This is a genomic window from Pseudomonas sp. FW306-02-D09B, assembly GCF_058782685.1.
Genome location: NZ_JBYSXY010000016.1, coordinates 70,273 through 94,076 on the forward strand (window position 1 = coordinate 70,273; position 23,804 = coordinate 94,076).

The 23,804-nt window shown below is 59.5% G+C and carries 20 protein-coding genes; 9 read left to right on the forward strand and 11 right to left on the reverse strand.

Going from position 1 to position 23,804, the window contains the following annotated elements; translation table 11 throughout:
• Nucleotides 1–12: 12 nt before the first annotated feature.
• The 8 genes from AC3WK5_RS23380 to bioB all read right to left on the reverse strand — a co-directional run bounded on the left by AC3WK5_RS23380 (nucleotide 13) and on the right by bioB (nucleotide 8,586).
• Nucleotides 13–1,302, reverse strand: a complete 1,290-nt coding sequence (locus AC3WK5_RS23380; protein ID WP_103315892.1) for a GGDEF domain-containing protein — start codon at nucleotides 1,300–1,302, stop codon at nucleotides 13–15.
• A 221-nt stretch (nucleotides 1,303–1,523) separates the two neighbouring features.
• Nucleotides 1,524–3,329 (reverse strand): phenylacyl-CoA dehydrogenase, encoded by a 1,806-nt coding sequence (locus AC3WK5_RS23385; protein WP_103315891.1) that lies wholly within the window; start codon nucleotides 3,327–3,329, stop codon nucleotides 1,524–1,526.
• A 277-nt stretch (nucleotides 3,330–3,606) separates the two neighbouring features.
• Nucleotides 3,607–3,903: a hypothetical protein gene (locus AC3WK5_RS23390; RefSeq protein WP_054594343.1), complete on the reverse strand. Its 297-nt coding sequence runs from the start codon at nucleotides 3,901–3,903 to the stop codon at nucleotides 3,607–3,609.
• A 107-nt stretch (nucleotides 3,904–4,010) separates the two neighbouring features.
• Entirely contained in the window at nucleotides 4,011–4,691 is a 681-nt protein-coding gene (gene bioD, locus AC3WK5_RS23395) for a dethiobiotin synthase (protein WP_103315890.1), read from the reverse strand.
• Nucleotides 4,688–5,500: a malonyl-ACP O-methyltransferase BioC gene (gene bioC, locus AC3WK5_RS23400; protein ID WP_103315889.1), complete on the reverse strand. Its 813-nt coding sequence runs from the start codon at nucleotides 5,498–5,500 to the stop codon at nucleotides 4,688–4,690. The genes bioD and bioC overlap by 4 nt, the downstream gene beginning before the upstream one ends.
• A complete protein-coding gene (locus AC3WK5_RS23405) occupies nucleotides 5,493–6,224 on the reverse strand; it encodes an alpha/beta fold hydrolase (protein ID WP_103315888.1) in 732 nt (243 codons plus the stop codon). The genes bioC and AC3WK5_RS23405 overlap by 8 nt, the downstream gene beginning before the upstream one ends.
• The gene (gene bioF / locus AC3WK5_RS23410; protein WP_103315887.1) at nucleotides 6,217–7,395 is read right to left on the reverse strand and encodes an 8-amino-7-oxononanoate synthase; all 1,179 of its coding nucleotides are present in this window, start codon (nucleotides 7,393–7,395) and stop codon (nucleotides 6,217–6,219) included. The genes AC3WK5_RS23405 and bioF overlap by 8 nt, the downstream gene beginning before the upstream one ends.
• Nucleotides 7,396–7,530: 135 nt before the next feature.
• Entirely contained in the window at nucleotides 7,531–8,586 is a 1,056-nt protein-coding gene (gene bioB, locus AC3WK5_RS23415; RefSeq protein WP_054594348.1) for a biotin synthase BioB, read from the reverse strand.
• Between the two features lie 90 nt (nucleotides 8,587–8,676).
• Between bioB and AC3WK5_RS23420 the strand changes: the two genes are divergently transcribed.
• The 5 genes from AC3WK5_RS23420 to rarD all read left to right on the forward strand — a co-directional run bounded on the left by AC3WK5_RS23420 (nucleotide 8,677) and on the right by rarD (nucleotide 14,617).
• On the forward strand, nucleotides 8,677–9,417 hold the full coding sequence (locus AC3WK5_RS23420; protein WP_103315886.1) for a ComFC family protein: 741 nt from the start codon (nucleotides 8,677–8,679) through the stop codon (nucleotides 9,415–9,417).
• Nucleotides 9,418–9,477: 60 nt separating this feature from the next.
• The gene (locus AC3WK5_RS23425; RefSeq protein WP_103315885.1) at nucleotides 9,478–10,242 is read left to right on the forward strand and encodes a TOBE domain-containing protein; all 765 of its coding nucleotides are present in this window, start codon (nucleotides 9,478–9,480) and stop codon (nucleotides 10,240–10,242) included.
• 240 nt (nucleotides 10,243–10,482) lie between these two features.
• Nucleotides 10,483–12,384, forward strand: a complete 1,902-nt coding sequence (locus tag AC3WK5_RS23430) for a PhoX family protein (protein WP_054594351.1) — start codon at nucleotides 10,483–10,485, stop codon at nucleotides 12,382–12,384.
• Between the two features lie 190 nt (nucleotides 12,385–12,574).
• The gene (locus AC3WK5_RS23435; protein WP_019693968.1) at nucleotides 12,575–13,549 is read left to right on the forward strand and encodes a serine/threonine protein kinase; all 975 of its coding nucleotides are present in this window, start codon (nucleotides 12,575–12,577) and stop codon (nucleotides 13,547–13,549) included.
• Nucleotides 13,550–13,729: 180 nt separating this feature from the next.
• Complete coding sequence (gene rarD / locus AC3WK5_RS23440; protein ID WP_103315883.1) at nucleotides 13,730–14,617, forward strand: EamA family transporter RarD; 888 nt, start codon at nucleotides 13,730–13,732, stop codon at nucleotides 14,615–14,617.
• A gap of 215 nt (nucleotides 14,618–14,832) precedes the next feature.
• Here the strand turns inward: rarD and AC3WK5_RS23445 are convergent, their stop codons facing one another.
• On the reverse strand, nucleotides 14,833–15,351 hold the full coding sequence (locus AC3WK5_RS23445; protein WP_019693970.1) for a glycine cleavage system transcriptional repressor: 519 nt from the start codon (nucleotides 15,349–15,351) through the stop codon (nucleotides 14,833–14,835).
• A gap of 474 nt (nucleotides 15,352–15,825) precedes the next feature.
• Here AC3WK5_RS23445 and AC3WK5_RS23450 point away from each other — a divergent pair, with 474 nt between their 5' ends.
• Nucleotides 15,826–18,003 (forward strand): malate synthase G, encoded by a 2,178-nt coding sequence (locus tag AC3WK5_RS23450; RefSeq protein WP_103315882.1) that lies wholly within the window; start codon nucleotides 15,826–15,828, stop codon nucleotides 18,001–18,003.
• An 82-nt stretch (nucleotides 18,004–18,085) separates the two neighbouring features.
• Here the strand turns inward: AC3WK5_RS23450 and AC3WK5_RS23455 are convergent, their stop codons facing one another.
• Entirely contained in the window at nucleotides 18,086–18,532 is a 447-nt protein-coding gene (locus AC3WK5_RS23455) for a response regulator (protein WP_103315881.1), read from the reverse strand.
• Nucleotides 18,533–18,784: 252 nt separating this feature from the next.
• Here AC3WK5_RS23455 and AC3WK5_RS23460 point away from each other — a divergent pair, with 252 nt between their 5' ends.
• The 3 genes from AC3WK5_RS23460 to AC3WK5_RS23470 all read left to right on the forward strand — a co-directional run bounded on the left by AC3WK5_RS23460 (nucleotide 18,785) and on the right by AC3WK5_RS23470 (nucleotide 22,247).
• On the forward strand, nucleotides 18,785–20,725 hold the full coding sequence (locus AC3WK5_RS23460) for a putative nucleotidyltransferase substrate binding domain-containing protein (RefSeq protein ID WP_103315913.1): 1,941 nt from the start codon (nucleotides 18,785–18,787) through the stop codon (nucleotides 20,723–20,725).
• Nucleotides 20,722–21,429, forward strand: a complete 708-nt coding sequence (locus AC3WK5_RS23465; RefSeq protein WP_054594355.1) for a 3'-5' exonuclease — start codon at nucleotides 20,722–20,724, stop codon at nucleotides 21,427–21,429. The genes AC3WK5_RS23460 and AC3WK5_RS23465 overlap by 4 nt, the downstream gene beginning before the upstream one ends.
• Before the next feature lie 188 nt (nucleotides 21,430–21,617).
• Nucleotides 21,618–22,247, forward strand: coding sequence for a glutathione S-transferase (locus AC3WK5_RS23470; RefSeq protein WP_054594356.1), 630 nt, complete (start codon nucleotides 21,618–21,620; stop codon nucleotides 22,245–22,247).
• Between the two features lie 128 nt (nucleotides 22,248–22,375).
• On the opposite strand, the gene creD is transcribed toward AC3WK5_RS23470, so the two are convergent.
• A complete protein-coding gene (gene creD / locus AC3WK5_RS23475; protein WP_103315879.1) occupies nucleotides 22,376–23,737 on the reverse strand; it encodes a cell envelope integrity protein CreD in 1,362 nt (453 codons plus the stop codon).
• Nucleotides 23,738–23,804: the final 67 nt, after the last annotated feature.

Consider the following 23,804-nt stretch of genomic DNA (forward strand, 5'->3'; position numbering starts at 1 on the left):
GCACGTTCACCACTAACCCGCAGCGCCTTCCATACGCACCGCACCACGGCGGCTTTGCCCGAATGCCATCACGCAGTTTCGCCCCGCGCCCTTGGCGCTGTAGAGCGCCTGGTCAGCGGATTTCAGGACTTCTTCCGGGGTCCGCTGCTCCAGTCGCTCGGCGACACCGATGCTCACCGTGACCGAAACGCTTGAGGCGCCAGAGCCCGCACGGCGTTGCCGACCTTGCTGATCGTCTTGCGGACGGCTGTCCTGATTGCGCAGCTGAATGTTGTAGGTGGCAATCGACTCACGGATGACTTCCAGGTGCGGCATGCACTCTTCGAGCGTTTTGGCGGCGAACACCAAGGCAAACTCCTCGCCCCCGTAACGATACGCCCGGCCACCGCCGCCGATCTTCGACAACTTGCTGGCCACCAGCCGCAACACCTGGTCACCGACATCGTGCCCGTGGGTGTCGTTGAATTTCTTGAAGTGGTCGACGTCGCTCATCGCCAACACATAGTTGCGGCCCAGACGCTGCATGCGCTCGTTCAAGGCGCGACGCCCCGGCAGGCCCGTCAGTTCATCACGAAAAGCCATTTGATAGGCTTCGTGGGCGACCGCCGCGGCAATCATCAACATCACCTGGCTGCACATGATGTTCAGGGTGAACGGCAGGATGAAGGTCTTGGGCAACATCCAGAACAGTCCGAGCAAGCCCACCAATTGCGCCGCATGCAGCGGCCGTGGGTTGCGCCAGTATTGATACGCCAACAACACAAAGGACGCGAGGAACACCGGATAGGACAACTGGATCAAACTCATCCAGGCACCATGCAATGCCGGCCAGCGTATTTCCGACAGCCACATCAGCAACGCTTGTGGGTAACTCTGCTCAAGCCCCAGTGCAACACTGCCGAATGCCAGCAGTACGGCGAAGCGCGCAACCATGTCCTGAAACAGGTGGGTGCGTTCCTGCCAGGCAGCAAACAGCCCGTACAGCAAAGGCAGCAGCAAACAGCAGAGATGGAAAACCACCGCCGCGTCGTCACGCACCTTGCCGTAATCACGGTAGTAATCGGTTTGGGTGTCGAGCAGGTAGTAGGCGATGTACACCGTGACCATCAGAAACAGTTCACGTTGACGTCGGTAAACCGCGCAGTACGAACCGCCGAGCAACAGCACCAGGGTTGGCAGCACGTTGAACAGTGAGGTGAAAAAGACGTTGAGATCCTTGACGTAGGCAGCCGCGAGCCCCGCGAGCAACAACAGTAGTGAGGGTAAAAAGTGACTGAGACGTACAGCGGAAGAACGCGGCAAGGGTAGAGCTCCGGCCCGGCAAATCAATGGATGGCATTGTGCCTGCATTCCTGACAATTAAGCACATGCAATGTGACGCACATCACACCGCACACTCTTTAACGGCAGCAAAAGCGTTCTACTTAGCGTTTTAGTCGGGAATATTTGCAGTCGTTTTCAGCGGGCAGAAAAAAGCCGCTGCTCCCGAAGAAGCAGCGGCTGTTTGAAGCGTTCCGCAGGACTTAGTAACCCAGTGCGAAATCTTCTTCTTTCATGTCCATCAGGTTGTTGGCACCCGACAGCATGGTTGCAACGTGAGTGCGGGTACGCGGCAGGATGCGCTGGAAGTAGAAGCGCGCTGTCTGCAGCTTGGCGGTGTAGAACGCCTCTTCGGTGGTGCCGGCAGCCAGTTTCTCGGCAGCCAGGCGCGCCATGTCAGCCCAGAAGTAGGCCAGGCAGGCGTAACCGGAGTACATCAGGTAGTCCACCGACGCGGCGCCGACTTCCTCGCGATCTTTCATCGCGGCCATACCGACCTTCATGGTCAGCTCGCCCCATTCCTTGTTCAGTGCAGCCAACGGCTCGACGAACTCTTTGACCGCTTCGTTGCCTTCGTTGGTCTGGCAGAACTTGTGGACGATCTTGGTGAAGCCTTTCAGAGCCTCGCCTTGAGTCATCAGCACTTTACGGCCCAGCAGGTCGAGCGCCTGGATACCGGTGGTGCCTTCGTACAGCATCGAAATACGGCTGTCGCGAACGTTCTGCTCCATGCCCCACTCGGCGATGAAGCCGTGGCCGCCGTAGATCTGCACACCGTGGTTAGCGGATTCAAAGCCGACTTCAGTCATGAAGGCTTTGGCGATCGGCGTCATGAACGCCAGCAGTGCGTCGGCTTTCTTTTTCTCTTCTTCATCCACGCCGTACTTGACGATGTCGACCTGCTTGGCCGTGAAGTAAACCATCGCACGGTTGCCTTCGGCGAATGCCTTCATGGTCAACAGCATACGACGTACATCAGGGTGAACGATGATTGGGTCAGCGGCTTTGTCCGGCGCTTTCGGGCCAGTCAGGGAGCGCATTTGCAGACGATCGCGAGCGTATTTCAGACCGCCCTGGAAGCCGATCTCGGCGTGTGCCAGACCTTGCAGAGCCGTACCCAGACGCGCGGTATTCATAAAGGTGAACATGCAGTTCAGGCCTTTGTTCGCCGGGCCGATCAGGAAACCGGTGGCCGCGTCGAAGTTCATCACGCAGGTGGCGTTACCGTGGATGCCCATTTTGTGTTCCAGGGAACCACAGGTCACGGCGTTGCGTGCACCGATGGTGCCGTCTGCGTTCGGCAGGAACTTTGGAACGATGAACAGCGAAATGCCTTTGGTACCAGCAGGCGCATCCGGCAGACGAGCCAGAACGATGTGGACGATGTTGTCGGCCATGTCGTGTTCACCGGCCGAGATGAAGATCTTGGTGCCGGAAACTTTGTAGGAACCATCAGCCTGAGGCTCGGCCTTGGTGCGCAGCATGCCGAGGTCAGTGCCGCAGTGCGGTTCGGTCAGGCACATGGTGCCGGTCCATTCGCCGGACACCAGTTTGGTCAGGTAAGCCTCTTGCTGCTCAGGCGTACCGTGCTCGGAAATGGTGTTCATCGCGCCATGAGACAGGCCTGGGTACATGCCCCACGACCAGTTGGCTTCACCGACCATTTCACTCACAGCCAGACCCAGAGACTCCGGCAGGCCTTGGCCACCGTGCTCTACGTCGTGGGCCAGGCTTGGCCAGCCACCTTCGACGAATTGTTTGTAGGCTTCTTTGAAGCCAGTCGGGGTCTTAACGCCGGACTCGCTCCAGGTGCAGCCTTCGGTGTCACCCACGCGGTTCAGCGGAGCCAGCACCTGCTCACAAAACTTGGCGCCTTCCTCGAGAATGGCGTCAACCATGTCCGGGGTAGCGTCCTGGCAAGCCGGAAGGCTCTGATAGTGCGCTTCGTAGCCAAGCAGTTCGTCACGAACGAAGCGAATATCACGCAAGGGGGCCTTGTAGTCAGGCATAGCGATAAACCTCTGCTGATGTAACCGGGAATGAACGACCGCAATGAATTGTTGTGACGGTCAAACAGTTGTTTGAAACATACGTTTACGCCGAAATCTTGTCAAGCGTCGATCTTTTGCCGTTCGTCATGCCCCATGTGAATAGCGCGCACGCAAAGGCCCGCAGCTGGTGCGCAAGGCAACAAACCGTGTAGGAAAGATTAGTTGAACGAGAAGGACGTGCCTGACAGAACACCGCGCCAAGGGCGGTGTTCAGGTAAACAGGTTCAGCGAGGGATCAAGCGAAAGTATCGATCAATGTACCGAGCATTTCGTCAGAAGCCTTGGCGACTTTGACGCCCAGCTCTGCCTGGATTTTACCTTGGGACATATCGACCATATTACTGGCCAGATTCGATTGCTGGCTGCGATCGACCGAACGCAAGCGATCGATCTGAGCGTCGGAGGACTGGCTGGAGGCCGAACGATCGACTGTGGTGCCGGCGATCTGGCTGGCCGCCTGATCGACACGGTTCTGCCCAGCCTGAATAGAACTCAGGCCTGCATAAAACGCGGTGCTTCCCGAAATGTCCATGGAGCAACTCCATCCTGCAAAGGATAAACAGCGCCCATTGAACCAGAGACACCGACAAAAGGCTCGACAAAAACACTAATGGCACAGTGCCTTGTCATAGGCAAAACCTAGTCCAGCAAATCCAGCTGAAGATGCTCCGCCACCGCTTCTGCCGTGACCAGTTTGAGTTTCGGCACCCGCCCCAGACACGGTGCCGGCAGCCGTTCTGCCAACGTGGCGAGGTTCTCTTCCAGACGCGACGTCTTGGGGTCAATGATGTTGGCCACCCAACCCGCCAGTTGCAAACCGTCCTGGGCAATCGCCTCGGCTGTCAGCAACGCGTGATTGATGCAGCCCAGACGCACACCCACCACCAGAATCACCGGCAACCCCAGCGCCATTGCCAGATCCGAGAGATTGTCCTGATCAGCCAACGGCACCCGCCAGCCACCTGCACCTTCGATCAAGGTGAAATCGGCCTGCTTGTCCACTATGTGCCGCATTGGCACCAGCAACGACTGGACCGTCAGCGCGAAACCCGCCTCACGTGCCGCCAGATGCGGTGCAATGGCCGGCTCGAAGGCCACCGGATTGACCTCGGCATAGGTCAGCGGCAACGAACATTGCGCCAACAGCGCCAACGCGTCGGCATTGCGCAATCCTTTGGGTGTCACCTCGCAGCCAGAGGCCACGGGTTTCCCGGCCGCCGTACTCAACCCCGCCAACCGCGCGGCGTGTAACAGGCCGGCGGCGATGGTGGTCTTGCCGACGTCGGTATCGGTACCAGTGATGAAATAGGCTGCGCTCATAGTGGCTTCTCCAACACGGCGTAAACCACCTGATAAGTCGCGGGCAGCCCTTGCGCCTGACGAAATTGCTCATAGGCGTCGATCAACCTCATGATCCGCGCCCGCCCTGTCAGCCCGCCCGGCCGACCAGGATTGAGATTATGCGCACCCAAGGCCTTGAGTTCGTGAGTCAGGCTACGCACATCCGGGTAATGCAGTACGTGCGGGCAACTTTGCAGACTGATCACGCTCATGCCGCTGGCCGCACACAGTTGTTGATACGTGCTGAACTCACGGAAGCGATTGACGTGCACCAGGCCATCGACCTGACGCCAACTGTCGCGCAACTCATACAGCGTACCCACGCAAAGACTGGCAAACGCCAACACACCGCCAGGTTTCAGAACCCGATTGGCCTCGCTCAGCACCGCCCTGAAATCGGCGCACCACTGTACCGCCAGGCTGGAAAACACCAGGTCGCAGCTTGCGTCCTGCAACGGCAAGCGCTCGGCATCACCGGCAATGAAATGTGTCGCACCGCCCAAGGGCCGCGCGTGCTTGAGCATGCCTTGCGCGATATCCAGCGCCAGCCCTTCGCTGGCGTTGAAGCGCTCACCCAGCACACGACTGAAATACCCAGTGCCACAACCCAGATCCAGCCAGCGAGCGGGTGATCGATCAGCCGGCAAACGCCCCAGCAATTCACTGCCGACAGCCCGCTGCAATTCGGCAACGCTGTCATAGCTGGCCGCTGCACGGGAAAAAGATGCCGCGACCTGACGCTTGTCGGGCAAGCCTCCGGGCAGGTTGGGAAGGGCTAAATCAGTCATCACCGGACTCATGCAAAAAGGCCTGGATGGCCCCCGCCACACCGTGGGGATCTTCCAGAAGAAACGCGTGACTGGCCTGTTCAATCAGACCAATTTCGACATCGGGGAGTAACGCCAGCAACTCACCGGCAGCTTCGGCCGGAACCAACCCGTCAAGCCCGGCGAACAGATGCAGCTGCGGACCTCGAAAGGCCTGCAAGGCTTGCCGGTTATCCAGTTGAGCAAGCACTTCCAGCCCGCTCATCAACTGTGCCTGCGGGGTATTCGGCGCACCCGCCAGCAACAGGCGCGACAACCCGCGTGGGTCTTCGGCACCTTGGGCGCAGAGCAGGCTGAAGCGCTTGAGGGTCATGCGCGGGTCCGCGCTGCACCCGGCCAGAAACGCATCGAAGGTCTCGCCCGGCATGGCGCTCGACCACTCGGCATGCGCCACAAAAGAGGGGTTACTCGCCAGCGTCAGCAAACCGCAGCAACGTTCGCCACGTCTAGCCGCGAGCTCTGAGGCAAGCATTCCGCCGAGCGACCAGCCGCCGAGCCAGGCATCTTTGGGCAAGGTCGAATCCAGTTCGTCTAGCCATTCTTCGAGGTCGCTCGACTCCAGTTCCGGCAGCGGTTCGATCTCGACGCGCAGGTGTTCGTCCAACCCTTGCAAGGCTGCAGCCAAAGGCTCCAGCGGCGAAATGCCGAGTCCCCAACCGGGCAACAGAATCAGACGATCACGCATGGTTCGGCTCCGCTCCCAGTTGCTGAAGACAATCGGCCAGACCTTCTAACAATAGCTGCACCTGCGCTTCGCTGTGCGCCGCTGTCAGGGTCACGCGCAAACGTGCACTGCCGGCCGGCACGGTGGGTGGGCGGATCGCGGTCACCATCAGCCCGCGCTGACGCAGCATCTGCGAAAAAAGCACTGCGCGTCCGGCGTCGCCGATCATGATCGGCTGGATCGGCGTAGCGCTGTCCATCAACTCCAGACCCATCTGCTCGGCGCCCTTTCGGAATTGGCGGATCAGCACATTCAAATGCTCGCGTCGCCAATGTTCGCTGCGCAGCAACTCAAGACTTTTCAAGGTCGCGCATGCCAGGGCTGGTGGTTGACTGGTGGTGTAAATGTACGGTCGGGCGAACTGGATCAGGCTTTCGATCAGGTCATCGCTGCCCGCGACAAACGCGCCCGCGGTACCGAACGCTTTGCCCAAGGTACCGACCAATACCGGCACATCCTCCAGACTCAATCCAAAGTGCTCGACGGTCCCGCCGCCATTAGCGCCCAAGGGACCAAAGCCGTGGGCATCATCGACCATCAGCCATGCGCCTTTGGCCTTGGCCTCGCGAGCCAGCGCCGGCAGGTCGGCGATGTCGCCGTCCATGCTGAACACCCCGTCGGTCACCACCAGCGTATTGCCGGTAGCCTTCTCCAGACGTTTGGCGAGACTGACGGCATCGTTGTGTAAATAGCGATTGAAACGTGCGCCCGACAACAGCCCGGCATCCAGTAGCGATGCATGATTGAGCCGGTCTTCGAGCACCGTGTCGCCCTGCCCGACCAGCGCCGTGACCGCACCCAGGTTAGCCATGTAGCCGGTGGTAAACAGCAGAGCACGCGGGCGCCCTGTCAGGTCGGCCAAGGCTTCTTCGAGCGCGTGATGCGGGCTGCTATGGCCGATCACCAGGTGCGAAGCACCGCCACCGACACCCCAGCGGGCGGCACCGGCACGCAAGGCTTCAATCACTTGGGGATGATTGGCCAGGCCCAGGTAGTCGTTATTACAGAACGCCAGCAATGGCTGGCCATCGACCACCACTTGCGGACCTTGTGGGGTTTCCAGCAAGGGACGCTGGCGATAGAGATTTTCGGCACGACGGGCAGCGAGACGTGCGGCGAGATCGAAAGACATGCAGGCCTCGAAGGTCAACTCACAATCTAATGTGGGAGCGGGCTTGCTCGCGAAGGCGTCAGAACAGTCGACACCCACGCTGAATGTCACACCGCATTCGCGAGCAAGCCCGCTCCCACAGGGGTTCTGCGTCAATCAAACAGCGGCGTTGTAGAACTGCTCGCTGCTTTTCTGCTCGACCAGCGCTTGCTCAATGGCCGCCTGATGCACTTCGTCGGCGTGCTCTTCGCGCGCTTCCGGGAGGATGCCGAGGCGCGAGAACAGTTGCATGTCCTTGTCAGCCTGCGGGTTGGCGGTGGTCAGCAGTTTCTCACCGTAGAAAATCGAGTTGGCACCGGCGAAGAACGCCAGGGCCTGCATCTGCTCGTTCATCGCTTCGCGGCCGGCGGACAGGCGCACGTGGGATTTCGGCATCAGGATACGGGCGACGGCGAGCATGCGGATGAAGTCGAACGGGTCGATATCGTCGGCATTTTCCAGCGGCGTACCGGCGACTTTCACCAGCATGTTGATCGGCACCGACTCTGGATGCTCCGGCAGGTTGGCCAGCTGGATCAGCAGGTTGGCGCGGTCGTCGAGGGACTCGCCCATACCGAGAATACCGCCCGAGCAGATCTTCATCCCCGAATCACGAACATACGCCAGGGTTTGCAGGCGCTCGCTGTAGGTGCGGGTGGTGATGATGCTGCCGTAGAACTCCGGCGAGGTATCAAGGTTGTGGTTGTAGTAATCGAGGCCGGCTTCGGCCAGGGCTACGGTCTGGTCCTGATCGAGACGGCCGAGGGTCATGCAGGTTTCCAGGCCCATGGCCTTCACGCCCTTGACCATCTCCAGCACATACGGCATGTCTTTGGCCGACGGATGCTTCCAGGCGGCGCCCATGCAGAAACGGGTCGAACCGATGGCCTTGGCGCGAGCAGCCTCTTCGAGGACCTTCTGCACTTCCATCAGCTTTTCTTTTTCCAGACCGGTGTTGTAGTGACCGGACTGCGGACAATATTTGCAATCTTCAGGGCACGCGCCGGTTTTGATCGACAGCAGGGTCGACACCTGGACGCGATTGGCGTCGAAGTGCGCGCGGTGCACCGTCTGCGCCTGGAACAACAGGTCGTTGAATGGCTGAACGAAGAGTGCTTTGACTTCGGCCAAAGACCAGTCATGACGCAGGTTTGCAGTGGTGCTGGCGCTCATGGGCGTTTCCTTGTTTATGCTTGGCAAGCGACTGTGGAACGGAATATCCACAGACGCGACACGGATGTTCGGCATATTTAAGGAAGAGCCATGCGCTGTCAACCACGATACAAAGGGTCGGTTTACATCTGGTCAATAATTGAACAGATCTGTTTACTTTGCGATGAACTGTCTGACACTCCTCAACCGATTTGTACTTCCTGTGAAACCGAGTTGCCCTGGCTCGGCGATCATTGCCAGACCTGCGCCCTGCCGTTGCCCGTGGCCGGCCTCACCTGCGGCCAGTGCTTGAAGGACCCGCCGGCCTTCGAGCAGGTGATCGCCCCCTGGACCTACAGCTTCCCGCTCGACAGTTTGATCACCCGTTTCAAGCACGCGGCAAAGTGGCCGTATGGTCGCCTGCTTGCCGAACTTCTTGCTCAATTCCTGCAACATCGCTTCGATGAAGGCCTCAAACGCCCCGACTCATTGGTAGCGGTGCCCTTGGCCCGCAAACGGCTGCGTGAGCGGGGTTATAACCAGGCAGCGATGCTCGCCGGCTGGCTCAGCGACAGCCTGAAGATCAACTGCGACGCAAACCTGCTGCTACGCATCCAGGACACTACCGCGCAACAGGATCTGGACGCCAAGGCACGCAAACAGAACCTGCTCAGCGCTTTCGCACTGATGCCGGGTGCGCACATCAAGGGCCGCCACCTGGCGCTGGTCGACGACGTGCTGACCACCGGCGCCACCGCGCAAAGCCTGGCTCGCTTGTTGATCGGGGCAGGCGCGGCGCGGGTCGACGTTTATTGCCTGGCGCGCACGCCAAAACCCGGGGAGCTGACTTGACTCTCACGCGCCAAGCCGCCAACGTCCCAATCCATCACTACCCTCTCGCAGCCCCTTGCCATGTCCTCGCCTACTTTGTTGTCCCAACACATCGTCCGTCGTCCGCAGCGCATTGCCTTGCTGCAACACATCGCCGAACAAGGCTCGATCACCCGCGCCGCGAAAAGTGCCGGGCTGAGCTACAAAGCCGCGTGGGATGCGATCGATGAGTTGAACAATCTGGCGCAGAAACCGCTGGTGGAACGCAGCGTCGGCGGTAAGGGCGGTGGTGGCGCAAAACTGTCCAGTGAAGGTGAACGGGTGCTGCGACTTTATCAGCGCCTGCAAGCCTTACAGGCACAGGTGCTGGAAGCTGCCGAAGACGCCAGTGACCTCGACTTGCTCGGGCGCCTGATGCTCAGGACCAGCGCGCGCAATCAGCTGCATGGCACCGTTGCAGCCATCGACACTCACGGTCGTAACGATCTGATCAGCCTGGAACTGGCTGAGGGGCTGATCATTCAGGCGCAAATAACCCACGACAGCACCCTGCGCCTGGAACTGGAAACGGGCACTGAGGTGGTGGCGCTGATCAAGGCTGGCTGGCTCGATTTGCTCAGCACAGGACAACTTGCAACACCCGGACACAATTGTCTGAAGGGCACTGTCGAGGAGATTCTCGACGCCGAAGATGGCCCCAGCGAAGTCCGAATCGCCCTGCCCAACGGTCAGACGCTATGCGCGCTGGCCGAGCCGCAGCACCTCAAAACCCTGGGTTTGAGCGCCGAAAAAGCCGTTCAGGTGCAGTTCTCGCCCTCCAACGTTTTGCTCGGAACACCGCTCTAAATCAGGCCTGCCGCGCTTTCTGTAGCAGCTGCCGAAGGCTGCGTTCGGCTGCGAAGCAGTCGCAATACTCTCGACTCAAATAAAGACTCAGAATCGCGGTGTCAGTTTTTTGCGGCGGCTTCGCCACCGAACGCAGCCTTCGGCAGCTGCTACAGGTCTGTGCTCTTCCCGATCAAAACTGCAACATTTGTGTCATAGACGCTCCTTAAGGTGGCTGCAAAAACCAGCAGGGAGCCTGATGTGAGCCTATTAGAAGAAAACCAAGCCACCGACCTCGAAAAAATCGTCGGCCTCAGTCGTCGTGGTTTTATCAGCGCCGGCGCCCTTTGCGGTGCGGCGATGTTCCTCGGTGGCAACCTGCTGAGCCGTAGCGTTCTGGCCGCCAGTGTCAGCGCAGCTTCGAGCAAATTGCTGGGTTTCGACAGCATTGCAGCCGCCACCAGCGACACCATCACCCTGCCGCCGGGTTACAAGTCCTCGGTGCTGATCAGTTGGGGCCAGCCGCTGCACAAGGACGGCCCGGCCTTTGACCCGAGTGGCAATGGCAGCGCCCTGGCCCAGGAAGTCCAGTTCGGCGACAACAACGACGGCATGAGCCTGTTCGCTTTCCCCGGCGACGACAATCGCGCACTGATGGCGATCAACAACGAATACACCAACTATCGCTACCTCTACGCCCATGGCGGCATGCCGCAATCAGCCGAAGAAGTGCGCAAAGCGCTGGCCTGCGAAGGCGTGTCGGTGATCGAAGTGCAGCGCAAGAACGGCCACTGGCAATTCGTTCAGGGCTCGCGCTACAACCGCCGAATCCACGGCAACGCGCCGCTGCAGTTGAGCGGTCCGGCCGCTGGCCATGAGCTGATGAAAACCGCCGCTGACAAGACCGGCAAAAAAGTGTTCGGAACCTTCCAGAACTGCGCCAATGGCAAGACGCCTTGGGGTACTTATCTGACCTGTGAAGAGAACTTCACCGACTGCTTTGGCAGCAGCAATCCCGAGCACAAGTTCGACGCAGCACAAAAGCGCTATGGCGCATCAGTCGCCAGCAAAGAGATTAATTGGCACCAACACGACCCACGTTTTGACCTGGCGAAAAACCCCAACGAACTCAACCGTCACGGTTGGGTGGTGGAAATCGACCCGTTCGACCCGCAATCGACCCCGGTCAAGCGCACGGCCCTGGGCCGTTTCAAACACGAAAACGCGGCCCTGGCCGAGACCCACGACGGTCGCGCGGTGGTCTACATGGGCGACGATGAGCGCGGCGAGTTCATCTACAAATTCGTCAGCCGCGACAAGATCAATCACGCAACACCCAAAGCCAACCATGACCTGCTGGATCACGGCACGTTGTACGTCGCACGTTTCGATGCCGGCGACAGCAACCCCGACCATCCAAAAGGTCAGGGCCAGTGGATCGAGCTGACTCATGGCAAGAACGGTATCGACGCCGGCAGCGGTTTTGCCGATCAGGCCGAGGTGCTGATTCACGCGCGCCTGGCCGCCAGCGTCGTCGGCGCCACGCGCATGGACCGTCCAGAGTGGATCGTGGTCAGCCCGCAAGACGGCCAGGTCTATTGCACCCTGACCAACAACGCCAAGCGCGGCGAAGACGGGCAACCGGTGGGCGGGCCGAACCCACGGGAGAAAAACGTCTATGGGCAAATCCTGCGCTGGCGCACTGATCGCGATGACCACGCATCGCTGACATTCGGCTGGGATCTGTTCGTGGTGGCAGGCAACCCGACCGTGCACGCCGGCACAGCGAAAGCCGGCTCGTCGAACATCACAGCAGACAACATGTTCAACAGCCCGGATGGCTTGGGATTCGACAAGGCCGGTCGCCTGTGGATTCTCAGCGACGGGGACTACAGCAACGCCGGCGATTTCGCCGGTATGGGCAACAACCAGATGCTCTGTGCCGATCCTGCGACGGGTGAAATCCGCCGATTCATGGTCGGCCCGGTGGGCTGCGAAGTGACCGGCATCAGCTTTTCGCCGGACCAGAAGACCTTGTTTGTCGGCATTCAGCATCCGGGGGAAAACGGTGGGTCAACCTTCCCCGAGCATTTGCCGAACGGCAAGCCGCGCTCCTCGGTGATGGCGATTACCCGAGTAGACGGCGGGATCGTCGGCGCCTGACCTGGCCTCTTCGCGAGCAAGCCCGCTCCCACATTGGTTATCCAGTGTGCACACTATCTGTGACACACAGGAGCTCACCTGTGGGAGCGGGCTTGCTCGCGAATGCGTCAGCACTGTCACCACCTATCTGTGCCAGTCTGCGCTACCATGTTTGGCCGGACGCGGCAGCCTGCTGCGCGCAGGAGTCAGCATGTCTCACCCGTTTGAAACACTTACCCCCGATCTGGTGCTCGACGCCGTAGAAAGCATCGGTTTTCTCAGCGACGCCCGCGTCCTTGCGCTCAACAGCTATGAAAACCGTGTCTATCAAGTTGGCATCGAAGATGGCGAACCGCTGATTGCCAAGTTCTACCGTCCGCAACGCTGGACCAACGCTGCCATTCTCGAAGAGCACCGCTTCACCTTCGAACTCGCCGAGTGCGAGGTGCCTGTCGTTGCGCCGTTGATTCACAACGGTGAAAGCCTGCACGAACACGCCGGTTTCCGCTTCACCCTGTTCCCCCGCCGGGGCGGTCGTGCGCCGGAGCCGGGCAATCTCGATCAGCTCTACCGTTTGGGGCAATTGCTTGGCCGCTTGCACGCAGTGGGCGCTACCCGCCCCTTCGAACACCGCGAAGCGTTGGGCGTCAAAAACTTCGGCCATGATTCGCTGACCACCTTGCTCGAAGGCAACTTCATACCGCGCAGCTTGCTGCCCGCTTACGAGTCAGTCGCCCGCGACCTGCTCAAGCGTGTGGAAGAAGTCTACAAAGACACGCCGCACCAGAACATCCGCATGCACGGCGATTGCCACCCCGGCAACATGATGTGCCGTGACGAGATGTTCCACATCGTCGACCTCGACGACTGTCGAATGGGGCCGGCAGTGCAGGACCTATGGATGATGCTCGCCGGCGATCGTCAGGAATGTCTCGGTCAGTTGTCGGAACTGATGGACGGCTACAGCGAGTTCCACGACTTCAACCCCCGTGAACTGGCGCTGATCGAACCACTGCGTGCCCTGCGCCTGATGCATTACAGCGCGTGGCTGGCCCGTCGTTGGGATGACCCGGCGTTCCCCCACAGCTTTCCGTGGTTTGGCACCGAACGTTATTGGGGCGACCAGGTGCTCGCATTGCGTGAGCAACTGGCGGCCCTCAACGAAGAACCGTTGAAGTTGTTCTGATCCACCACGGTCCCTGTAGGCGCAAGGCTTGCCCGCGATGGGCACGACGCGGTCAATCTGACAGACCGCGTCATCGTCCATCGCGGGCAAGCCTCGCTCCTACACCAAAGCGAACGGGACACACCCGGTCAAATCTCCTTACAATCCCCCCTTTGTTAGCTGCCTAAGCAAGGATTCTGCATGCAAGCCGCCAACCTGCGTCGCGGGTACATATTGGGCCTGAGTGCCTACATCATCTGGGGATTATTCCCGCTCTACTTCAAAGCCATCGCCGACGTACCTGCCGTAGAAATCATCATCCACCGGGTACTTTGGTCAGCGCTGTTCGGCGCCTTGCTACTGATGGTCTGGAAGCATCCGGGCTGGTGGCGTGAACTGCGCGAAAACCCTCGGCGGCTGGCAGTCCTTGCACTGAGCGGCACGCTGATCGCGACCAACTGGCTGACCTACGTCTGGTCGGTGAATAACGGACGCATGCTTGAGGCCAGCCTCGGTTACTACATCAACCCGCTGGTGAACGTGCTGCTGGGCATGCTGATCCTTGGCGAACGCTTGAGACGCCTGCAGTGGGTCGCCGTCGGGCTGGCCACCGTTGGCGTCGCGCAGCAAGTCTGGCAAGTCGGCAGCCTGCCGTGGGTGTCGCTGGTGTTGGCGCTGACCTTCGGCTTCTACGGATTGATCCGCAAACAGGCTCCGGTCAAAGCATTGCCCGGGCTGGTGGTGGAAACCTGGATGCTGGTACCGATTGCCCTTGCCTGGCTGCTCTTCAATCCAACCGCTACCAGCGCGCAAGCAGCGTTCTGGACTACGTCCGAAGCGTGGTGGCTGGTCGCTGCCGGCCCGGTAACGCTGGTGCCGCTGGTCTGTTTCAACGCTGCTGCTCGGCACCTGCCGTACACCACCCTCGGCTTCCTGCAATACCTGGCACCGACGCTGGTGCTGCTGCAAGCCGTACTGCTGTTTGGCGAACACCTGTCGTCCACCACGCTGGTGGCCTTCATGTTTATCTGGGCAGGCCTGGCGGTTTACAGCATCGACGCCTGGATGAGTTTACGTCGCCGCCGCTGATCAAAAAACGTACAAACCCTTGCAGGCCACGACCGACGTGGCCTGCAAGCATCCTTCCCAAGGTTATCCACAGCGTGATCCCCGCCGTTTGTGCACAAGCCCTTGAAACTGCTGGTTTTTTGATCAATCACTGATGAGCCCCGGCCGGCGTGGGCTGGAGACGTATCTCTACAGGTTATCCACAGGCGGGTGCACGCTTTACTTGGATAACCCGTTCATGGCTCGCTGCGCAGCACCAACTCCACCATCAAATCATCGGCCAGGGTCTCCAGCCGCGACTGCAGCACGTCCAGGGAAAGGGTCAGCGGCACCGCAAGAATCGCTTCGGCGTGGAACAGCGGCTCACTGCTCATCGGCGCCGGACGCACGTCGGTTACCAAGCGCTCAAGGTTGACCCCCTGTTCACTCAACAAACGTGTGATGTCACGGACTATTCCTGGTCGGTCGTTACCAACCAGCTCCATGGCAATCGGCTTCCAGGTGCAGGATTGCTCGATACTGCTTTCGGCGATCAGCACCCGAATCCCTTGGGCGGACAACGCCTGAAGTGCATCGACCAGTTCGTCGTAGCCCTCGGCTGGCACGCCAACCCGAAGGATCCCGGCAAACTGCCCGGCCATCCGTGACATGCGACTCTCCAGCCAGTTACCACCATGCTCGGCAATGCATTGGGCGATGCGTTCCACCTGGCCGGGCTTGTCCGGGGCGAATACGGTGAGTACGAGGTGGTCCATGGCGCAGCCCTCTTGTCATGACTTTTGTTATAGAAAGGCAAGTATAGGCAAGGGACCCAATTCAGCGCGGCAGCAAAAAAATCAAAGCCCCATAGCAGTGAATTCAATATTATGTGTACAAGTTTTTAGATTTATCTGGAACAATCCAATAGTTTTTTGAGAACATCCTGTCCCCCGGCGTGACCGGATAGCCTGACCGGGTCGCCAAACGACGTAATTAGTCTAATTTTCACAACCGCAATTCATCATGTAGTATGCCGCAGCGCGCACTACATAACGTTGGATCGATGTCTGCCCAGGCGCCATCGCAACCCTCAAAGCCCCGTCAGCAAGGCTTTACGCCGTTGATTGGAACCACCCAGCCGCCAGCAATGGCATGTACTGGTAGAGGGGTTTGTGGTTTAAATGGCCAGAGGCTTCATTGTCAAATTGAAGAGCTGAAAAGCGAAATAGCTGAGCAGAGTGAGGCAAGCAATGACTGAACACGTTCAAGTCGGTGGCCTGCAGGTCGCCAAAGTCCTGTTCGACTTCGTGAACAACGAAGCCATTCCCGGTTCCGGCCTCACCGCCGACAAGTTCTGGGCCGGTGCCGACAAGGTCATTCACGACCTGGCGCCGAAGAACAAAGCCCTACTCGCCAAACGCGACGACCTCCAGGCGAAAATCGATGCCTGGCACCAGTCCCGTGCTGGTCTTGCGCATGACGCTGTGGCCTACAAAGCCTTCCTGCAAGACATCGGTTATCTGCTGCCGGAAGCGGCCGATTTCCAGGCAACGACGCAAAACGTCGACGACGAAATCGCCCGTATGGCCGGTCCACAACTGGTGGTTCCGGTGATGAATGCCCGCTTCGCCCTCAACGCTTCGAACGCCCGCTGGGGTTCGTTGTACGACGCGCTGTATGGCACTGATGCCATCAGCTCCGCCGACGGCGCGGAAAAAGGCAAAGGCTACAACAAGGTACGCGGCGACAAGGTCATCGCCTTCGCCCGCGCCTTCCTCGACGAAGCCGCGCCATTGGCTGCCGGCTCTCACGTCGATTCCACCGGCTACAAGATTGTTGATCGCAAACTGGTAGTCAGCCTCAAAGGTGGCAGCAACAGCGGCCTGCGCAACGACGCACAGCTGATCGGCTTCCACGGCGATGCTGCGGCGCCGACCGCGATCCTGCTGAAAAACAACGGTCTGCATTTCGAAATCCAGATCAACGCCAGCACACCGGTCGGCCAGACCGACGACGCCGGTGTCAAAGACGTCCTGATGGAAGCCGCGCTGACCACCATCATGGACTGCGAAGACTCCGTGGCCGCTGTCGATGCCGATGACAAAGTGGTGATCTACCGCAACTGGCTCGGCCTGATGAAAGGCGATCTGTCGGAAGAAGTCGCCAAGGGTGGCAAGACCTTTACCCGCACCATGAACGCCGACCGCACCTACACCGCGCCCGACGGTAGCGAACTGAGCCTGCACGGCCGCTCGCTGTTGTTCGTGCGCAATGTCGGCCACTTGATGACCATCGACGCGATCCTCGACAAGAACGGCAACGAAGTGCCGGAAGGTATCCTCGACGGCCTGGTCACCAACCTCGCGGCGCTGCACAGCCTTAACGGCAACACCACCCGCAAGAACAGCCGTACCGGTTCGGTCTACATCGTTAAACCGAAAATGCACGGTCCGGAAGAAGCGGCGTTCACCAACGAACTGTTCGGGCGCATCGAAGACGTGCTCGAGTTGCCACGCAATACCCTCAAAGTCGGCATCATGGACGAAGAGCGGCGTACCACGGTCAACCTCAAGGCCTGTATCAAGGCTGCCAGCGAGCGCGTGGTCTTCATCAACACCGGCTTCCTCGACCGTACCGGTGATGAAATCCACACGTCCATGGAAGCCGGCGCGATGGTGCGCAAGGCCGACATGAAGGCTGAAAAGTGGATCAGCGCCTACGAAAACTGGAACGTCGACATCGGCTTGAGCACCGGCCTGCAAGGTCGTGCGCAAATCGGTAAAGGCATGTGGGCCATGCCCGATCTGATGGCTGCCATGCTCGAGCAGAAAATCGCTCACCCGCTGGCCGGTGCCAATACCGCCTGGGTCCCTTCGCCGACCGCTGCTGCGCTGCACGCGCTGCATTACCACAAGGTTGACGTGTTCGCCCGTCAGGCCGAACTGGCCAAGCGCGCTCGCGCATCGCTGGACGACATCCTGACCATCCCGCTGGCAAGCAATCCCAACTGGACAGCGCAACAGATCCAGAATGAACTGGACAACAACGCCCAGGGCATCCTCGGTTATGTGGTGCGCTGGATCGACCAGGGCGTGGGCTGTTCAAAAGTGCCGGACATCAACGACGTCGGCCTGATGGAAGACCGTGCAACGCTGCGTATCTCCAGCCAGCACATCGCCAACTGGCTGCGTCATGGCATCGTCAGCGAAGCCCAGGTGCTGGAAACCCTCAAGCGCATGGCGCCGGTGGTTGACCGCCAGAACGCCAACGACCCGCTGTACCGTCCGCTGGCACCGAACTTCGACAGCAACATCGCCTTCCAGGCGGCGGTCGAACTGGTGATCGAAGGCACCAAGCAGCCGAACGGCTACACCGAGCCGGTCCTGCACCGTCGCCGTCGCGAGTTCAAGGCTGCCAATGGCCTGTGAATAAGCGTTAACGACATGAAAAAGCCCTGATCGAGAGATCAGGGCTTTTTTGTTTGAAACAGGCTGCGATCTTTTCAGTGACTCATATATCCATCCCCAGCTGATGCTTGACCAATACCAACAGCTCTTTGCTATCGATGGGCTTGAGCAGAAAATCCACCACGCTCAAGTGCATGGCATCAATGACATCCCGGGCTTTGGCGTCACCGGAAACGATGATGATCGGCAATGCCGCCCGTTCCGACTCACGCACTTCACGGACCAGCTCCAGACCATCGATGTGACGCATTCGCAGATCGGTGATGAGCAACCCGATCGACTTGTTCGAATCCAACAGTTTGAGTGCGCTTTCGCCACTGGCTGCCGTCATGCTGCGGATGCCATCAAGCGCAAGAATTTCCGAAAGCAGCTCACGCGTGTCCTTATCGTCGTCGACAATCAGCACACGCTGTGCTGGCAAGTCCGGTTCGTGCATGACTGCACTCAACGCTTCACGTTCGGCATCGCTCAAAATATCGTGGTCGGACATAAATCTCTCTACATATTCAGATTAATCCCCTAGCACCATGGTCGGACATCGCTAAGCAGAACTTAAATGTGCGCTTCGCCGAATAGTTTTCCAAGTGGGCTAACCAGCGGTTTTGCGCATTATTAGCGTAGGGTATTTCCGAAATTTCGCTTCCTGCACCACGACCTAGACTTACGTCCAATGGGCACTCTTCACGCAGGGGCCGACCATGGCAGTGACTCCGACAACAACAAATCGAAAAAGACTGCGGTAATGGTTATGAGTAAAGCGGATGCCTTCACCCAGGCAGGGAAAACAGCGGTGCTGCAGAACATCCAGGGCACCTTGCAGTTCCTTCAGCGTTTCCCGCCGTTCAACCAGATGGAACACGCGCACCTGGCCTACCTGGTCGAACAATGCCAATTGCGCTTCTACGGCCCGGGCGAGAGCATCATCAAGCCTGCGGACGGACCGGTTGAGCATTTTTACATCGTCAAACAGGGCCGGGTGGTCGGCGAACGCCCGCACACGGCCAAGGGTGGCACCGAAACCACCTTTGAAATCACCACTGGCGAGTGTTTCCCCCTCGCAGCACTACTGGGCGAGCGTGCAACCCGCACCGAGCACCTGGCCGCCGAAGACACCTTTTGCCTACAGCTGAACAAGCAGGCCTTCATCAAGCTGTTCGCCCTTTCCAGCACGTTTCGCGACTTTGCCCTACGCGGCGTCAGCAGCCTGCTGGATCAGGTCAATCAGCAGGTCCAGCAAAAAGCCGTGGAAACCCTCGGCACCCAGTATTCGCTCAATACCCGCCTCGGCGAATTGGCCATGCGCCATCCCGTGACCTGTAGCCCTGCGACCCCACTGCGTGAAGCCGTGACCCTGATGCACGAGCAGCAGGTCGGCAGCATCGTGGTGGTCGATGAGCAGAAAGCCCCGCTGGGAATTTTCACCCTGCGCGACTTGCGTCAGGTGGTCGCCGATGGCACCAGTGACTTCAATCAGCCCATCGACCGGCACATGATCCACGCGCCATTCTTCCTGACGCCGGACCACAGCGCGTTCGATGCGGCCATTGCCATGACCGAGCGGCACATCGCTCACGTCTGCCTGGTCAAGGACCAACGGTTGTGCGGTGTAGTCTCGGAACGCGACCTGTTTTCCCTGCAACGCGTCGATCTGGTGCACTTGGCACGCACCATTCGCAGCGCGCCACGGGTGGAAAACCTGGTGGCGCTGCGCGGTGAAATCGGCCAGCTGGTCGAGCGCATGCTCGCCCATGGCGCGTCCTCCACCCAAATCACCCACATCATCACCTTGCTCAACGATCACACCGTGTGCCGGGTCATCGAGCTCACGCTGGCCGATAAAGGCGACCCCGGCATACCGTTCAGCTGGCTGTGCTTCGGCAGCGAAGGTCGCCGCGAGCAGACACTGCACACCGATCAGGACAACGGCATTCTCTTCGAAGCGCGCGATGCGGTGCAGGCGGCCGAGATTCGCAGCAAGCTGTTGCCGATCGCCCAGCAGATTAATCAGAGCCTGGCGCTCTGCGGCTTTACGCTGTGCAAGGGCAATATCATGGCTGGCAACCCGCAGCTGTGTTTGTCCCGTGCCGAATGGGCGCGGCGTTTCGCGGCGTTTATCCGCGAAGCAACGCCCGAGAATTTGCTCGGGTCGAGCATTTACTTCGACCTGCGGGTGGTCTGGGGCGATGAGCAAGGCTGCGAGCAATTGCGCCGCGCGATTCTCGATCAGGTAGCAGACAATCGGCTGTTCCAGCGCATGCTGGCCATGAACGCCCTGCGCCAACGCCCGCCTGTCGGGCGTTTCCGCGAGTTCGTGCTGGAGAAAAAGAACGGTGAAAAAGCCACTCTCGACCTGAAAGTCCAAGGGCTGACCCCGTTTGTCGACGGTGCCCGGCTATTGGCGCTGGCCCATGGCATCGGGGCCAACAATACCCTGGAGCGCTTTCGTCAACTGGTGGCCAAAGAAGTCATCGACCCGCTGGACGGTGCGGCCTATGAAGAGGCCTATCACTTCATCCAGCAAACCCGCATGCAGCAGCATCAGCGACAGACCCGTGAGAACCTGCCCTATTCCAATCGGGTCGATCCCGACAGCTTGAATCATCTGGACCGGCGAATCCTGCGTGAGTCCCTGCGCCAGGCCCAACGCCTGCAAAGCAGCCTGGCCCTGCGGTATCAGCTATGAAGCTGTTTTCCTGGCTACGCCCCGCCGGGCCGACATTGACCGCTGCGCAGCAACAGCGCCTGGACCAACTGCCAAGCGCCCCGACGCTGGGCGAATGCAGCCTGCGCGAGCAACGCTGGGTGGTGGTCGATCTGGAAACCACCGGGCTGAACCTGAACAAGGACGTGGTGCTGTCGATCGGTGCCGTGGTGATCGAAGACGGCGCGATCGATTTCAGTCAGCAGTTCGAGCGAACCTTGCAGCGCAACGGCCACAAACTCGGGCCTAGCGTGTTACTTCATGGCCTGGGCCCAAGCGCGATTGCCGCTGGCAGCGATCCGCGGGACGCGTTGCTGGATTTCTTGGAGTTTGTCGGTGACAGTCCGTTGCTGGCGTTTCATGCACCGTTCGACCAGCACATGCTCGGTCGCGCCTTGAAGGACAGCCTGGGTTATCGCTTGCAGCATCCTTTCCTTGATGTGGCCGACATGGCGCCACTGCTGTGCCCACAGGCAAACATCCGCGAAGCCGGGCTGGACGACTGGATCAAGTGGTTCAAGCTGCAAGTCTTCGAGCGCCATAACGCCAGCGCCGACGCCATGGCCACGGCTGAGTTAGTGTTGATCCTGTTCAACCGCGCACGAATGCAGCAGATTCACAGCCCACTGAATCTGCAACAGCGGTTAAGCCAGTGGAAACGCCGGCAGCAAAGCCATTCCTTCTAGGTGTTCAGCGCCTGTTCTGACGTCATCGCGGGCAAGCCTTGCTCCTACAGACAACACGCGAATCTGTAGGAGCAAGGCTTGCCCGCGATAGCGAGCTTGTCAGCACCACTAAACCCTCGCCAGCCGCGCCGGAACTTACTAGGCTAGATCTCTGCCACATGCTCCCTGAATACAGCCGAGGAATGTCCATGTCCGCCCCCAGCATGACCTTGTTCCACAACCCTGCTTCGCCTTACGTGCGCAAAGTGATGGTGCTGCTGCATGAAACCGGTCAACTGGACCGCGTGGCGCTGCAGCACAGCCAATTGACCCCGGTCAGCCCTGATGCCGCGTTGAACCAGGACAACCCGCTGGGCAAGATTCCGGCGTTGCGCCTGGACGACGGCAACGTGTTGTACGACAGCCGGGTGATCCTCGAATACCTCGATCAGCAACATGTCGGCAACCCGCTGATCCCTCGCGAAGGCACGGCACGCTGGCGGCGCCTGACTCTGGCCGCACTGGCCGACGGGATCATGGACGCCGCAGTGCTGATCCGTTACGAACTCGCCCTGCGCGCTCCAGAGAAACACTGGGACCAATGGCTCGACGCCCAGCGCGACAAGATCCGCCGGGCCCTGGCGGTGCTGGAAGCCGACGCCATCGCCGAGCTGACCAGCCATTTCGACGTCGCGGCCATCAGCGTTGCCTGCGCCCTTGGATATCTGGATTTGCGTCATCCGGACCTGGAGTGGCGCAAGAGCAATCCGCAACTCAGCGCCTGGTATGCCGAAGTAAGTCAGCGGCCGTCGATGCTGGCGACCGTGCCGAAGGTTTAGCAGCACCGGCGGATCTGAGGGAGCGGGGCTTGCCGATGAGGACATCCCCCCGCTCCAGCGTAAACAACCCGGCAATCTGCATCGCCAACCATTCACCCTGCAACTGATCCTCGCGCAACCCCAGCGACCTACTCATACACCACCTCTGGCTTGGCGATCCTGCCCTGGCCAATCCCGTACCAGTCGAGTTTACGGGTCAGCACCATAAACACGCCCAGCAAGCCGAACAACAGCAGCGAGCCCATCAACAGCGCGTAATCCTCGGCACTCAACAAGCCGTAAAGCAAACCGTAGAGCGCCGCCAATCCCGCCGAAAAACTCAACCCGTGGCGCGCACTGCGCAGCACATGGCAAACATAAAAACCGATCAACAACACGCAGGCAGCGGCCGACAGCAGATACGCCAGGGCAAAGCCGATGTGCTCGGAGAGCGACAACAACAGCAGGTAGAAGAACGCCAGCGCCACGCCCACCAAGGCGTATTGAACCGGGTGCACCGCGAGGCTTTTCAGCACTTCGAAGAGAAAGAAGCCGGCAAAGGTCAACACGATAAACAGCAGCGCGTATTTGATCGCCCGATCGCTTTTGAGGTACTGATCCACCGGGTCGATGAAGCTGACGCCGAAACTGCGGCTTTTGAACTCTTCACAGCTGGAATGGGACAAGCAGCTATTGAGTGCCTCTTCCAGATTGGTGGAAAAGAACGAGGCCTGCCAATTGGCGCTGAAACCTTCAGCACTTATCTCACGCTGGGCTGGCAGGTAGTTGCCGATAAAGCTTGGATGCGGCCAGTTGGCTTTCAAACTGACTTTGCTGGTTTTACCTACCGGGGTGATCTGCAACTGACCAGTGCCTTGCAGACGCAGGTCAAAACCGAAGGCCAGTTCTGTGGCTTTGTTCGCATCCAGCACCGGCAGACTGGCGTGCACGCCCTCGCCCAGCCAGTCCACTTGCGTACCCGGAACAAAGTCCAGGCGTTGGTCATCGAGTTCAAGCTTCAAGGCGTTTTCGATACCACGAATATCGCTGATGCCCACGGCCAGGAACGGCTGGTCAAACTGGTAGTCGGAAAAGTCCTCCTTGATGCCCAAGTGCTCCGGGATAGAAAAGTGCCCGCTGATCCGGTTATCCGCGTGAAACAGCCGCGCCTCGTAAATGCCACGGGCGCGCAGTTCGGTTTGAACCAGACCATCGAGTTCGAAACGTTCAGGAAGGAAATACAGTCGCCCCCGTTCCTGAGTCGTTTCCTGATAACGCTCGCTGGTTTTTTCGTTGGTTTTCCACGTCCTGACCACCTTGCGATACGGCACCACCATCAGCGGCCCGCTCAATTGCTGGCTGTAGCTGGAACTACGGGCGATGTCCTCAAGGACACCGTTGCGCAGTTGCTGGCGGTCAAAAATCACCCCGCCGATCATCAGCAATGGGATCATCAACAGCACAATCAGAAGGGCAATTGCCCCAAGTTTTATGGCCAAGCTGCGGTTCATGGGTCTCTCCCTGTTCGAATGAGGGAGAGTCTGGAAGATAGCTGTGAGGGTTTTATGGGGGAAATGT